This window comes from Bradyrhizobium dasycarpum, assembly GCF_042019905.1.
In the GTDB taxonomy this organism is placed as follows: domain Bacteria; phylum Pseudomonadota; class Alphaproteobacteria; order Rhizobiales; family Xanthobacteraceae; genus Bradyrhizobium; species Bradyrhizobium japonicum_B.
This window is the reverse complement of the sequence record NZ_CP169574.1, coordinates 6,479,003-6,493,081: the sequence shown is the minus strand read 5'-3', so window position 1 is coordinate 6,493,081 and position 14,079 is coordinate 6,479,003. Positions and strand designations below refer to the sequence as shown.

Here is a 14,079-nt window from a genome sequence, read left to right as displayed (position 1 = left end):
GGCACCCAGCGGCCTTGCTTACGCCCCGCATCACGTTAACGATGGGCAGGCTGGCCGCTGGAACCAAAGCCGGATTGCAGGCATATTGCACGCCGGGGACGGAGAGCCGCGGCGGCTAGCGAGACAAGGCCGGAGGCCAGGATTCAAATGCGTTTCCAGATGCGTTCATTTTTCATTGCTTTGACGTCCCTGATGGTTTTGAGCGCGGGCACCGCGCAGGCCAAGGTCGAGATCACCGTCGACAAGGACAATCAGCAGATGACCGTCGCGGTCGACGGCGTGGCGCGCTATCGCTGGCCGGTATCGACAGGCGTCCCCTCACGCGAGACGCCGAACGGCGCGTTCCGCGCCTTCCGCATGGAAGAGGATCACTATTCCAAGGAATTCGACGACGCGCCGATGCCGCATGCGATCTTCTTCACCAAGGTCGGGCACGCCATCCACGGCACGGATTCGGTCGGCCGGCTCGGCTCGCCCGCCTCGCATGGCTGCGTGCGGCTGTCGCGCCAGAATGCTTCGACACTCTATGCGCTGGTGCAGCAGCAGGGCGTGCTCAACACCAAGGTGACGCTGACCGGATCGGCACAGGTGGCGCTGGCGCGCAATCCGCGCGGCCGCGCCAACGCTGCGGTGGCCCGCGCTCCGCAGCAGCCCGCCGAAGAGCAGTACGCCACATCGGGCGATCCCGTGAACCTGTCGCCGCCGGCGCAGCCCGCGCGCCGCTACATGCCGCAGGACGACAATTACATCTATCCCGCCGACGGCAGCGACACCGGCGCGCGCTATCCGGCGCCGCGTTCGGCCACCCGTCCGCTCTATGACGCGCAGGTCTATCAGCAGCAGCCGCAACCCTATTACGACCAGGGTTACGGCCAGCAGGGCTATTATCATCAGCCGCAGCCCCGGCAGGTTTATCAGCCGCGCGGCTATTACTACCAGAACTGACGCAATCGCACACCAATCGACCACACCGGCCGAGGCACCATGCCGTCACGCGCCGTCACGATCCTGACCGTGCTCTCGCTTCTCACCGCAGAACAAGCCATTGCAGGACGAGGCATCGTAGAACAAGCCATGGCCTTCGATCTCGAGGCGCATCGCGGCGGGCGGGCGCTGCTGCCGGAAAACACCCTGCCGGCCTTTGCCAACGCGCTGTCGATGGGCGTGGACACGCTGGAGCTCGACGTCGGCGTCACCGCGGACGGCGAAATCGTCGTGTCGCACGAACGCGGGCTCAATCCTGACCTCGCACGCCGCGCCGACGGCGCTTACATCACTCCGCCCGGCACCCCTTTCGTCAAGCTGCGGCTGGACGAGGTCAGGACCTATGACGTCGGCCAGATCAGACCGGATAGTGCCTACGCGAAACAATTCCCCGACCAGCGCGCGCTGCCGGGGACGCGCATTCCGACCTTGAGCGAGCTGTTCGCGCTGGTACGAAAATCCGGCAACGCGCGTGTGCGCTTCAACATCGAGACCAAGATCGACCCGAACCGTCCGGACGAAACGCTCGATCCGCAGGCCTTTGTCGCCAAGCTGCTGGCGCTGATCGAGGCCGAAGCGTTTTCCGACAGGGTCATGATCCAGTCGTTCGACTGGCGAACCCTGCGGCTGGTCCAGCAGCAGTCGCCCAAGATACCGACGGCGTACCTGACGCTCCAGCGCGGCTCGGCTCCGACGGCGGCGCTGGACAAGGGGACGAACTGGACGGCCGGCTTCAATCCGGCCGATCACGGCAGCTCGCTGCCGCGCACGATCAAGGCAGCGGGCGGCGCGATCTGGTCGCCCCATTTCGGCGATATCACCGCCGCGCTCGTCGCGGAGGCCCACGGACTCGGATTGCGCGTGGTGGTCTGGACGGTCAACAAGCGCGAAGACATGGCGCGGATGATCGAGCTCGGCGTTGACGGGATCATTTCCGACAAACCCGACCTGCTGCGGCAGGTCGCCGGCGAAAAGGAATAGCGTTGCCGGCGGGGACGCCGGTCGAGCCGTAAGAGGTCTCGTGTCCCGGACGCGGCGCAGCGTGCAACGCTGCTCCGCTGAGCCGGGAGCCAGCAAGGCGCGCTGTGGGCCCCGGCTCTGCAGCGCATCACTTCGTGCTGCGCAGCGTCCGGGGCACGAGAGCCTTGTCGCCCGGATGGAGCGTAGCGCAATCCGGGAATCTTGCCCCACGCAAGCGCAGCCCCGGATTTCGCTTCCGCTGCATCCGGGCTACGGACCGTCACTCCCCGTCGCGCAGGCGTCGATGCAGCGCGCCCAGGATGTTGGAATAATCGTCGGTCCAGACCCGCACCCTGTCGTCGGCTTCGGTCTGCTCCCACGACTTGGAGGTGGCGAGCCTGCCGATGTCGGCTTCCTCGCGCGCCGAGATGACGACGTCGGTCGAGAAGATGTAGTCGCTATCGCGCCCGGAATCCTCGTTGAAGACCCAGCTCTTGAGATCATTGGCGTCGGCGATGCCGACCACGACGGTCTCGAGATCGAGATGCCGGTTGGAGACGTGCATCACCACGGCGCCGTGCGGCGCGAGCTTGTCCTTGTAGATCTTCATCGCCTCTTCGGTGGCGAGATGGATCGGGATTGCATCCGACGAATAGGCATCGACAATGACGAGGTCGTAGGCGCCATCGGGCTCCTTGGCGAAGGTGAGGCGCGCGTCGCCGATCACGGGCTTCATATCCGGCATGCAGCTCGATATGTAGCGGAAATTTCTGGGATCGCGCGCGGCATCGACCATCGACTGGTCGATCTCGAAGAATTTCCAGTCCTCGCCGGGCGCGGCGGCACAGGCGAGCGTGCCCGAGCCGACGCCGATCGCGGCCACCTTGAGCGGGGCGCCCTTGCGTTCGCGGATGGCGCTGACGGCCTGACCGATGCCGCCGTCCTTGTGATAATAGGTGATCGGCTCGGGCGGGCCTGCGACGGGCGTGCCGTCATTGTTGCGGAAGCGCTCGGCGCCGTGAATGGTGGTGCCATGCATCAGCACGTGGAAATATCCGCCGGGCGTCACCACGATCTTGTGCACGCCGAAGAAGCTGCGCACCGTCGTGACGCGGCCCTCGTCCGCGGGATAGACGCGGATCAAGGCCAGCGCGAGCACGACCGTGGCAAAGATCTTCCAGCGGCTGGCATTGAGCACCAGTGCCAGCAGTGCCGCGAGCACGCCGACGCTGCCGGCAACCCAGACACGGTGATCCTCGAACCAGGTCGAGACGCCGCCCGTGGTGGTGGACGGCACGACCAGCGCCACCGCGAGCGCGGCGAGCGCCAGCCAGTACCATTTGACGACACCGGCAAGCCGTTCGTTCGCAATCGGCCGGCACAGCGCGGCGAGCGCGACCAGGATCGGATATTCGGCGATCCACGAGAAGGTGAAGGGAGCGAGGAGACCGGCAAACAGGCCACCGACCATGCCGCCGAACGACAGCGCGACATAGAAACCGGTGAGATATTTGGCGGCCGGCCGGGTCCGCGCCAGTTCGCCGTGACAGGCCATGGCGATGACGAAGAAGCACAATTGGTGGCCGCCGAGCGTCAGCAACAGATTCTGCTCGCCGCCGAAGGCCAGCAGCACGACGACGCCCGCGATCGCGACCGGCTGCAGCGTCAGCATCCATTTGTGCGGCAGCAGCGGCCGCGACTGGAACACGACGACCCAGGTGAGCAGATACAGCGACAGCGGCAGCACCCACAGCAGCGGCGCCGCCGCGACGTCGGTCGAGATGTGCGCGGTGACGGCAATGAGCAGGCCCGAGGGCACTGCGGCGAGGAAGATCCAGCGCAGCCGCGTCAAGAAGGCCGGCGCCGGCGCATTGATCTCCTCGGTTTTCGGGTCGACCATCGCAAGTTTCGGCGAGCGCAGCAGCAACACACCGCAGGCACCGATCAGGAGGATCAAGAGGGCATAGCCGCCGGTCCAGAGCCGGTTCTGCGTGTGCAGCGTGAACACCGGCTCCAGCAGGAACGGATATGACAGCAGCGCGAGGAAGCTGCCGATGTTGGAGGAGGCATAGAGGAAATAGGGATCATGCCCGGCGGGATGGCCGGTGCGGACGAACCAGGCCTGCAACAGCGGATTGTTGGCCGCGAGCGCAAAGAACGGCAGGCCGATCGAGACCACGAACAGGCCGAGCAGCCAGAACGCATAGTTGGACGCCGGCGGCTCGCCATAGCCGGAGGCGATGCCGAGCGGCAGCATGACGAAGGCCGCGATCAGCAGCACCAGATGCACGGCCACCGGCACGACGCGGCTCCTCGCCTGCATCAGGAAATGCGCATAGGCATAGCCCGCCAGCAGCAGCGACTGGAAGAACACCATCGCCACCGACCACACCGCCGGCGAGCCGCCGAGCCGCGGCAGCACCATCTTCGTGAACAGCGGCTGCACCGAGAACAGCAGCAGCGCGCTGACGAAGATCGCAGCGGTGTAGACCGTCAGCACCAGCCGGTTGCGCGAGGCGGACGGCTGCTCCGTGGCGGCGGGTTGCACGATCGAATCCATGGAAGCTCCGGCTCAGAACCCGGCGGGCGCCGGACGCGCGCAATGGAGCACAAGGCGCCTGAACGGGCAACAAAGGGGGCGTGGTGTTGCAGCGAGGAATGCTTGATATAAGAGGGTCGTTCCGGGGCGATGCGTAGCATCGAACCCGGAACCTCGAGATTCTCCGGTGCGCAACCGCGCACCATAGTTCGCGCTTCGCGCGCCCCGGAATGACGCCAAGGAAGTCATGACCGAAACCGACGTCGTCATCATCGGCGCTGGCCATAACGGCCTCACCTGCGCGGCCTATCTCGCCATGGCCGGCCTGCGCGTGCACGTGGTCGAGCGCCGCAAGGTGGTCGGCGGTGCAGCGGTCACGGAGGAGTTTCATCCGGGATTCCGCAATTCGGTGGCGGCCTACACGGTGAGCCTGCTCAATCCGCAGGTGATCCGCGACCTCAAGCTCGCCGAGCAGGGCCTGCGCATCGTGGAACGGCGCGCCCAGAATTTCCTGCCCGCGCCCGACGGCAGCTATCTCCTCACCGGGGAGGGCCGGACGACAGCGTCGGTCGCGCGACTGAGTGCGCATGACGCCAGCGCGCTCGACGGGTTTTCGCGCGAGCTGGAAGACATCGCCGACGTGCTCAGGCAGTTCGTGCTGCGCGCGCCGCCGAACCTCGTCGATGGCTTTGGCACGGCGGCGTTGCGCGAAGGCGTCAACGCCTGGAAGACCGCCAGCATCCTGCGCGGCCTCACGCTGGAACAGAGCCGCAGCCTGCTCGATCTCTTCACCCGCTCGGCCGGCGAAATGCTGGATGAACGTTTCGAGCATGATCTGGTCAAGGCGCTGTTCGGCTTCGACGCCATCGTCGGCAATTATGCCAGCCCCTACGCCGCCGGCTCGGCCTATGTGATGCTGCATCACGCCTTCGGCGAGGTGAACGGCAAGAAGGGCGTCTGGGGCCATGCTATCGGCGGCATGGGCGCGATCACGCAGGCGATGGCGCGCGCGGCGCGCGACCGCGGCGTCGTGATCGACACGGATGCCGGCGTGCGCGAGGTGATCGTCGAGCGTGACCGCGCGGTCGGAATCGTGCTGGAGACCGGCGAGGCGATCCGCGCAAATTATGTCGCGGCCAACGTCAATCCGAAGCTGCTCTACACGCAGCTGATTGCGGCCGAGGCGCTGCCTGCGGACTTCCTCGCCCGCATCCGGCACTGGAAGAACGGCTCCGGCACCTTCCGCATGAACGTGGCGCTGGATCGCCTGCCCTCCTTCACAGCGCTGCCGGGCGAAGGCGATCATCTCTCGTCCGGCATTATCCTGGCGCCGAGCCTTCCCTACATGGACCGCGCCTATCTCGATGCGCGGGCGCAGGGCTGGAGCCGAGAGCCCGTGGTCGAGATGCTGATCCCCTCCACGCTCGACGACACGCTGGCGCCCGCGGGACAGCACGTCGCGAGCCTGTTCTGCCAGCACGTCGCGCCGGAGCTTCCGGATGGAAAGTCCTGGGACAACCATCGCGAGGAGGTCGCCGATCTCATGATCGCGACGGTGGACAAATACGCGCCGGGTTTTGCGGCGAGCGTGCTGGGCCGCCAGATCCTGTCCCCGCTCGACCTCGAACGGCAATTCGGCCTCCTCGGCGGCGACATCTTCCACGGCGCGCTGACCTTGAATCAGCTGTTCTCGGCACGGCCAATGCTGGGCCATGCCGATTATCGCGGGCCGTTGCGAGGCCTCTATCATTGCGGCTCAGGGGCCCATCCCGGCGGCGGCGTCACCGGTGCGCCCGGCCATAACGCCGCGCAGGCGATCCTCAGGGATCACCGGTCGCTGTTCGGACGCCGTGGATAGATCTGTGGACTGCTTCTGGACAGGCTGTTGAACGGTCTGTGGACAAGCCGCGGATGCTTGGACCATGGCGTCCGGACCACCGGGGGAGAGGGTGGATAATTGTAGGGACAATTGCGGGATAAGCCGCGGGATAACCGGTGGATAGCGTGCCGACGAGCAGCGTATAAGCTGTGAATATCGGAAAAGCGGCGTCGGGAATGACCTCGCCCGCCAGGGGAATTCCCCTGGCGGGCGGCGATCAGGATAGCCTCGGAAGAAAAAGCAGCCCCCGCTGGGAAAGGAGGCGGAATTTACTTCAGGTTGGTGCTAATCGACGTGAACTTCTCGTTCATGGTGCTGCCCAAGCTGTTCACCACGGTGATGATCGCCAGGGCGATGCCCGCGGCAATCAGACCGTATTCGATCGCCGTCGCACCGGACTCATCCGACCAGAACTTCTGAATCATGCTCTTCAAGACTGCCTCCGTTTCAATTCCAAGCTGTGTTGGCTTCATTCGACATCCGAGAATGTACGAGGCGGAACCTTCAGCCGGGTAAACCCGGGAACCGCAACTTGCACGGAAAACTGTCGGCAAAAATTGCAAAAATTCAACGCAACGGAACCCTGAATGCAGCCTGCTCCAACCCATCGCGCCAGCTTTTCGATCGGCAGCGAGGCCGACGCCAGGCGCGTCGTCGACGTGCTCACGGAGGTGTTTTTCGAGGGCGACGCGGCGGTTGCGGCCTTCGAGCGGCCGGACGGACAATGGGACGTCACGCTCCATTTCGCCGCGGCGCCCGATGCCGCATGGCTGCGCGAACTCATTGCAACATCAGCAGGAAATGAGATCGCCGCGACGCTCGCCTTCGACATTGTCGAGGCCAGGGACTGGGTCAGGGCCAGCCTGGAGGATCTCGTGCCCGTCCCGGCCGGGCGCTTCGTCGTGCATGGCAGTCATGACCGCGACCGCGTGGCGCCGAACAAGCTCGCCATCGAGATCGAGGCAGCGCTCGCCTTCGGCACCGGCCATCACGGCACGACGCGTGGCTGTTTACTGTTGCTTGACCATGTCCTGAAGAGTTCAAGCCCAAGGAACCTGCTCGACCTCGGCACCGGGACCGGCGTGCTGGCGATCGCTGCGGCAAAGGCGCTGCATCGCGCCGTGCTCGCCTCCGACATCGATCCGCCCTCGGTGCGGGTGGCCTCCGAGAACGCCTCGCTGAATGAAGTCGGCAACCGTGTGCGGGTGATCCGCGCGACCGGCTTCGGCGCGCCGGATTTTGGACAGGCCGGTCCGTTCGACCTGGTGCTGGCCAACATCCTTGCCAATCCCCTGAGGCAATTGGCGGGCCCGATGGCACGGCATCTCGCGCCCGGCGGACGCGTCATCCTCTCCGGCCTGCTGACGCATCAGGCCCCTGCCGTGATCGCCGCCTATCGCGCCCGCCGCCTCGTGCCGTTGAAGCATCTGCGGATCGAGGGGTGGAGCAGCCTGTTGCTGCGGAAGATGCCGTAGGGCCGATTAGCGAAGCGTAATCCGCCAACGCATGCGGCACCAAAGCGGTGGGTTACGCCTTCGGCTAACCCACCTACGGCACCGTGGCCGCCCTACTCCGCCGGCTTGTCGTCTTGGCGCATTGCCCGCTCGACCTGCAAGGCGCGCCTGGCGCGACGCTCGGCGATGCGGTCGATCATCTGGCTGATGACGCTGCGCGGCTTCTTCGGTGGCGCCGCAGTCGGGGCCCGGCGCGCGGGCGGGGAAATCTTCTCAAACGTGAATGCTGGCATCGTGTGTCCCCTCGCCGTTGAGATGAACCACCTGCTCGAATTTCGCTGTCATCCGGACGAAGCGCGGCTGCCGCATCCTTTACCCCACTCAATTCAAGTGGAACCATCCAAGCACAGTCCATGCCAGATGCGACGCAAATTGCGTCCAGATTGCGGACTCGTCCCCATGATCCTAAAGTGATCCACCATGTTCGAAGCACACTTCCAGACATTCGAGGAGCCGGAGGCCGGCGTCGCATTGACGGCACGGCTGGCCGCATTTCGCGAAGAACTCGCCCGTCGCAAGCTCGCCGGCTTCATCGTTCCGCGCGCCGATCAGCAGCAGAACGAATATGTGCCACCGTCGGAAGAACGGCTGGCCTGGCTGACCGGTTTCACAGGCTCGGCGGGATTCGCGGTAGTTCTGGCGCAGGAAGCCGCATTGTTCGTCGACGGCCGCTATACGCTTCAGGCCGCCAAGCAGATCGATGCAAAGGCATGGGCGGTGGAATCGCTGATCGACCCGCCGCCGGAGAGCTGGGTGTCGGCGCATCTGAAAGCCGGTGACCGCCTCGGATTCGATCCGTGGCTGCACACTTTTGCGGCAGCCGAGCGGCTGTCTGCCGCCTGCGCCAAGGCCGGCGCCGAGCTGGTTGCCGTCGACAGCAATCCGATCGACGCGATCTGGCAGGACCGTCCGCAGCCGCCGCTCGCCCCCGTCGCCGTGCACGGGCTCCAGCACGCCGGCGTCACCGAAGCCGAGAAGCTGGCGCAGATCAGAGGCGAGATCGGCAAGCTCGGCGTCGACGCGCTGGTGCTGTCCGACAGCCACGCGGTCGCCTGGACCTTCAACATCCGCGGCGCCGACGTCGCCCATACGCCGCTGCCGCTGTCCTATGCGCTGGTGCCGAAAGACGGACGTCCCACCATCTTCATCGATCACCGCAAGCTCTCCAACCTGACGCGCGACCATCTCGAGCAGTCCGCCGACGTGCGCGAGCCCGACGCGATGGCGCCGACGCTGATGGCGCTGGCCAAGGGCGGCGGATCGATCGCACTGGACAGCGCCACCGCAGCCGACGCGCTCAGCCGGCTGATCGCGAGCGCCGGTGGCAAGCCGGTGCGCGGCAGCGATCCGATTGCGCTGCTGAAAGCGGTCAAGAACGCGACCGAGATCAAGGGGACGCAGACCGCGCATCGGCGCGACGCCCTGGCGCTGGCGCGCTTCCTGGCGTGGGTCGACCGCGAAGCGCCAAGCGGCAAGCTGACCGAGATCGACGCGGTCGAGGCGCTGGAGACGTTTCGCCGCGACACCGGCGCGCTGAAGGACGTCTCGTTTCCGACCATCTCCGGCACCGGCCCGAACGGCGCCATCGTGCACTACCGCGTCACGCGCAAGAGCAACCGGCGCATCGCGTCCGGCGACCTCCTGCTGATCGATTCCGGTGCGCAATACGAGGACGGCACCACCGACGTCACCCGCACCATGGCCGTGGGCGAGCCGACCGCCGAGATGCGCGACCGCTTTACGCGCGTGCTGCGCGGCCATATCGCGATCGCGCGCGCGGTCTTCCCGGACGGCACCACCGGCGCGCAGCTCGACACGCTGGCACGGCAATATCTCTGGGCCGCCGGCGTCGATTTCGAGCACGGCACCGGCCACGGCGTCGGCAGCTATCTCTCGGTGCACGAAGGGCCGGCGCGCATTTCGAAGCTCGGCACCACGCCGCTGAAGCGCGGCATGATCCTCTCCAACGAGCCCGGCTACTACAAGACCGATGGTTTCGGCATCCGCATCGAGAACCTCGAGCTGGTGGTCTCCGCCGACATCAAGGGCGCCGAGAAGCCGATGAACGCGTTCGAGACGCTGACGCTCGCACCGATCGACCGCCGGCTGATCGATGCCGCGATGCTGAGCAAGGATGAGCTCGACTGGCTCAACGCCTACCACGCGCGCGTGCGATCCGAGGTCGGGCCGGCGCTGGACGAGGCGACCCGGGCCTGGCTCGATCGGGCGACGGCGGAGCTGAAGACGTAACGCGCGCATAGCGCTAGGCGGATTGTGCAAGGCTGCCTCTTCATTCGCTGCTGTCATGCCCCGCCCAGGCGGGCATGCAGTATTCCAGAGACAGCAAACGTATCCAGAGAAGCCGCGGCGTACTGGATTCCCTGCTTTCGCGGGGAACGACAGCGGAGGCTGGAGCGAACATCGTGGCTCCAGCATACCATCCCGGAATCCGTATAGCCGCATTCCGAAATGCCGATATCCGTCTTGTGCAACGACGCTACAGTCGATTCGAATTCAACGAGACGAGCACGCATGCACGGCATCATCAGCAAGCCGCCGGAAGGGACGCGCAACCTCGCGACCTCGCGCGGGGTGCTGCTGCTGCTGGTCGTGATGACCGGGATCGCGCCGATCTCGCTCTACATCCTTGTTCCGGCGCTGCCGGTGCTGGCGACGACTTTCAGCAGCGACATCTCGATCGCGCAGATGACGGTGTCGCTCTACATGGTCGGCATCGCGTTGTCGCAGCTGATCATGGGCCCGCTGTCCGACCGGTTCGGACGGCGCCCGGTGCTGCTCGGAGGGTTGGCGCTGATGGTGGCGGCCAGCATCGCCTGCATCTTTGCCGAAACCCTGCCGCAGCTGATCGCGGCCCGCTTCTTCCAAGCCCTGGGCGGCGCCGCCGGCATGGTGGTGAGCCGCGCCATCATCCGCGACATCTATGAGCGCGACCGCGTCGCCTCGATGATCAGCCTGGTGGTCGCGGCGCTGATGATCGGACAGATGGTTTCTCCGCTCACCGGCGGCCTGATCGAGACGGCGTTCGGCTGGCGCGCGATCTTCTACGCCATCACCATCGCCGCAATCATCGTCGCCGTCGGCATCGCGGTGGCGCTGCCCGAAACGCGGCGCAACCGCGCCGCCGGCGGCGGCTTCCGCGGCGACGTCGCCATCCTGATCAGGAGCCGCGCCTTCGTCGGCTATGTGATGTGCCAGGTGCTGGCCTCGCAGATCATCTTCACCTTCGCGGGCGGCGGCCCCTATATCGTGGTAACGCAGATGGGCCGGACCAGCGCCGAGTACGGCGCCTGGTTCGCGACAACGGGGTTTGCATTTCTCGTCGGCAACCTGCTCTGCGTGCGCTTTGCGCCGCGGCATTCGCTGGAGAAGCTGATCTGGTTCGGGCTCGCACTCCAGATCTGCGGCAGCCTGCTGAACCTGCTGTGGAGCTTCACCGGGTGGAACGGGACCCCAAGCTGGCTGTTCGGCACGCAGATGATCGTCATGGTCGGCAATGCCTTCGTGATGGCGAATTCCGCCGCCGGCGCGATCAGCATCCGTCCCGAAGCCGCCGGCGCCGCCTCGGGCGCCATGGGCTTTCTGCAACAGGGGATCGGCGCGCTGATGTCGCAATTCGGAGCCTATCTGGGCGGCCACTCGACCACGACGCTGCCGCTGACCTCGGCCGTCGTCGCCATCTCGCTGCTCTGTGCCTGCATGATGATCTTCATCGTCCCCCGCCGCGAAGTGACGGTGAGCGAGGCGCTGATCGAGCAGGCGGAGGAGGAAGAGAGCGGGATGATGTAGCTGTCGGTTGAGCGACGGCCGTTGCAACACCCTCAGTGTCATCCCCCGCGAAGGCGGGGGATCCAGTATTCCAGAGACGCCGAACGAATACGGAGAAGCCGCGGCGTACTGGATTCCCCGCCTTCGCGGGGAATGACAGCAGAGCAAGAGGCGCGAGCGGAGCGAACCTCACTCCCCGATCAGCTTCAGCCACTCGTCCTCGGTCAGCACCTTGACGCCGTGCTTGTTGGCCTCCGCCAGCTTCGACCCGGCGCCCGGTCCGGCGACGACGAGATCGGTTTTCTTCGACACCGAGCCCGAGACCTTCGCCCCCAAGCGCTCTGCGGTGGCCTTGGCCTCATCCCGCGTCATCTTCTCCAGCGACCCCGTGAACACCACGGTCTTGCCGGCGACGGCCGAATTGCTCTTCGGCTTCTCGGCGTCGACGATCTCGACCTCCTTGGTCAGCCGCTCGACGATGCCGCGATTGTGGCTCTCGCCGAAATAATCGGCGATGCTCCTGATCACGGTGTCGCCGATCTGATCGAGCGCGTCCATCTCGGCGATCGCCTCCTCGTCGCCGTTGGCGACCTTGAGGCAGGCATCGTGGAAGGCATCCCAGGAGCCGTAGCCGCGCGCCAGCGCCAGCGCCGTGGTCTCGCCGACATGGCGCATGCCGAGCGCGTAGACGAAGCGCTCCAGCGCGATCCTGCGCCGGCTCTCGATGGCGCCGAACAGATTGCGCACCGAGGTCGCGCCGTAGCCCTCGACCTCTTCGAGCTTGAGCCTGGAATTGCGCTTCTCCAGCGTGAAGATGTCGGCGGGCTCCTTGACCCATCCCTCGTCGAAGAAATATTGCAGCTGCTTCTCGCCGAGACCGTCGATGTCGAAAGCCCGGCGCGAGACGAACAGCTTGAGGTGCTCGATCTTCTGATAGGGGCAGGCGAACTCGCCGGTGCAGCGGGCACGCGAGCCCTCTTCGCCCGCCGCCGTCTCCTCGCGCACCACGTCGGTGTGCAGCGGACATGGGCACTTCTTCGGGAAGTGGAATTCCCTGGCGGACTTCGGCCGCTTGTCGAGCACGACGTCGACCACCTGCGGGATGACGTCACCGGCGCGCTGGATCACGACGGTGTCGCCGATCCTGATGTCGCGCCCCTCGCGCAGCACCTCGCCCTTGTTGCCGATGCCCTTGATGTAGTCTTCGTTGTGCAGCGTGACGTTCTGCACGATCACGCCGCCGACACCGACCGGCTCGAGCTTGCCGACGGGCGTGAACGAGCCGGTGCGTCCGACCTGGATCTCGATGTCGCGCAGCACCGTCATGGCGCGCTCGGCCGGGAATTTGTGCGCGATGCCCCAGCGCGGCGTTCGCGAGACGAAGCCGAGCCGCTCCTGCCAGTCGATGCGGTCGACCTTGTAGACGACGCCGTCGATGTCGTAGTCGAGCCTTGCGCGCTGCTCCTCGATCGCATGATGGAAGGCGAGTAGTCCCTCGATGGAATGGCAGAGCTTGGTCAGCGGGTTGGTCTTGAAGCCGCAGCGCTCGAACCAGCCGATCATGCCGCTCTGCGTCTCCGCCGGCATCGCGCTCATCTCGCCCCAGGCATAGGCGAAGAAGCCGAGGGGGCGCGAGGCGGTGATGGTCGGATCCTTCTGCCGCAGCGAGCCCGCGGCCGAGTTGCGCGGATTGGCGAAGATCGTGCCGCCTTCGGCCTTCTGCCGTTCGTTGAGCGCGAGGAACGCCTTCTTGGTCATGTAGACCTCGCCGCGCACTTCGCAGATCTCCGGGACGTTGCGGCCCTTCAGCTTCTGCGGCACGTCTTCGAGCGTGCGGATGTTGGCGGTGACGTCCTCGCCCACCGCGCCATCGCCGCGCGTCGCCGCGGTGACGAGCTCGCCGTCTTCATAGCGCAACGACATCGAGAGGCCGTCGATCTTCGGCTCGGCGGAGAAATCGACCTTGCCGTCGTCGAGCTTGAGGAAGCGCACGATGCGGCCGACGAAGTCGCGCACGTCTTCTTCGGCAAAGGCGTTGTCGAGCGACAGCATCGGAACGGAATGCCGCACCTTCCTGAAGCGCCCCGACGGCGCGGCGCCCACCTTCTGCGAGGGCGAGTCCGCGCTGACGAGCTCCGGGAAACGCTTCTCGATGGCGTTGAGGCGCTGGCGCAGCGCGTCGTATTCGGCATCGGTGACGGTGGGCGCGTCCTCCTGATAATAGCGTTCGTTGTGCCCCTCGATCTCGAGGCGACAACCGCATATGCTCGACCTTGGCCTGGGCCTTGGTGAGATCGGCGACGTCGCGAAGCGGTTTCGATTTTGCTGCTCTGGCCATGGTGCTTGGATACGACGGAGCGGGCGGAAGGGTAAAGTCGGAAGAACTCTCGCGCCCCGGACGCAGCGCAGCGCTTCTT

Annotated in this window: 8 protein-coding genes and 2 pseudogenes; 6 read left to right on the top strand and 4 right to left on the bottom strand. The window is 65.8% G+C overall.

Annotation, left to right across the window (positions count from 1 at the left end):
- The first annotated feature begins 147 nt into the window (after positions 1-147).
- A complete protein-coding gene (locus ACETMP_RS30945; protein ID WP_375159099.1) occupies positions 148-945 on the top strand; it encodes a L,D-transpeptidase in 798 nt (265 codons plus the stop codon).
- Positions 946-984: 39 nt separating this feature from the next.
- Positions 985-1,997: pseudogene (locus tag ACETMP_RS30940) on the top strand (glycerophosphodiester phosphodiesterase).
- 227 nt (positions 1,998-2,224) lie between these two features.
- On the opposite strand, the gene ACETMP_RS30935 reads toward ACETMP_RS30940, so the two are convergent.
- Positions 2,225-4,504: a fused MFS/spermidine synthase gene (locus tag ACETMP_RS30935; protein ID WP_375159098.1), complete on the bottom strand. Its 2,280-nt coding sequence runs from the start codon at positions 4,502-4,504 to the stop codon at positions 2,225-2,227.
- A gap of 226 nt (positions 4,505-4,730) precedes the next feature.
- Here ACETMP_RS30935 and ACETMP_RS30930 point away from each other — a divergent pair, with 226 nt between their 5' ends.
- The gene (locus ACETMP_RS30930) at positions 4,731-6,341 is read left to right on the top strand and encodes a phytoene desaturase family protein (RefSeq protein ID WP_375159097.1); all 1,611 of its coding nucleotides are present in this window, start codon (positions 4,731-4,733) and stop codon (positions 6,339-6,341) included.
- 290 nt (positions 6,342-6,631) lie between these two features.
- Here ACETMP_RS30930 and ACETMP_RS30925 read toward each other — a convergent pair whose 3' ends face one another.
- Entirely contained in the window at positions 6,632-6,787 is a 156-nt protein-coding gene (locus ACETMP_RS30925; protein WP_155253828.1) for a Flp family type IVb pilin, read from the bottom strand.
- 162 nt (positions 6,788-6,949) lie between these two features.
- On the opposite strand from ACETMP_RS30925, the gene ACETMP_RS30920 reads away from it, so the two are divergent.
- Complete coding sequence (locus tag ACETMP_RS30920) at positions 6,950-7,837, top strand: 50S ribosomal protein L11 methyltransferase (RefSeq protein ID WP_375159096.1); 888 nt, start codon at positions 6,950-6,952, stop codon at positions 7,835-7,837.
- 92 nt (positions 7,838-7,929) lie between these two features.
- Here the strand turns inward: ACETMP_RS30920 and ACETMP_RS30915 are convergent, their stop codons facing one another.
- Positions 7,930-8,109 carry a hypothetical protein gene (locus ACETMP_RS30915; protein ID WP_375159095.1) on the bottom strand — a complete coding sequence of 60 codons (180 nt, stop codon included), beginning with the start codon at positions 8,107-8,109 and terminating at the stop codon, positions 7,930-7,932.
- 187 nt (positions 8,110-8,296) lie between these two features.
- On the opposite strand from ACETMP_RS30915, the gene ACETMP_RS30910 reads away from it, so the two are divergent.
- Complete coding sequence (locus ACETMP_RS30910; RefSeq protein WP_375159094.1) at positions 8,297-10,126, top strand: aminopeptidase P family protein; 1,830 nt, start codon at positions 8,297-8,299, stop codon at positions 10,124-10,126.
- Between the two features lie 282 nt (positions 10,127-10,408).
- Positions 10,409-11,683: a multidrug effflux MFS transporter gene (locus ACETMP_RS30905; RefSeq protein ID WP_375159093.1), complete on the top strand. Its 1,275-nt coding sequence runs from the start codon at positions 10,409-10,411 to the stop codon at positions 11,681-11,683.
- Positions 11,684-11,851: 168 nt separating this feature from the next.
- On the opposite strand, the pseudogene ligA reads toward ACETMP_RS30905, so the two are convergent.
- Positions 11,852-14,000 (bottom strand): annotated as a pseudogene (ligA, locus tag ACETMP_RS30900) (NAD-dependent DNA ligase LigA).
- Positions 14,001-14,079: the final 79 nt, after the last annotated feature.

Bases quoted from the DNA above. Each gene is read 5' to 3' on its own strand.
- ACETMP_RS30930 (WP_375159097.1), top strand. From the start codon at position 4,731: ATGACCGAAACCGACGTCGTCATCATCGGCGCTGGCCATAACGGCCTC.
- ACETMP_RS30945 (WP_375159099.1), top strand. From the start codon at position 148: ATGCGTTTCCAGATGCGTTCATTTTTCATTGCTTTGACGTCCCTGATG.
- ACETMP_RS30935 (WP_375159098.1), bottom strand. From the start codon at position 4,504: ATGGATTCGATCGTGCAACCCGCCGCCACGGAGCAGCCGTCCGCCTCG.
- ACETMP_RS30915 (WP_375159095.1), bottom strand. From the start codon at position 8,109: ATGCCAGCATTCACGTTTGAGAAGATTTCCCCGCCCGCGCGCCGGGCC.
- ACETMP_RS30920 (WP_375159096.1), top strand. From the start codon at position 6,950: ATGCAGCCTGCTCCAACCCATCGCGCCAGCTTTTCGATCGGCAGCGAG.
- ACETMP_RS30925 (WP_155253828.1), bottom strand. From the start codon at position 6,787: ATGATTCAGAAGTTCTGGTCGGATGAGTCCGGTGCGACGGCGATCGAA.
- ACETMP_RS30910 (WP_375159094.1), top strand. From the start codon at position 8,297: ATGTTCGAAGCACACTTCCAGACATTCGAGGAGCCGGAGGCCGGCGTC.
- ACETMP_RS30905 (WP_375159093.1), top strand. From the start codon at position 10,409: ATGCACGGCATCATCAGCAAGCCGCCGGAAGGGACGCGCAACCTCGCG.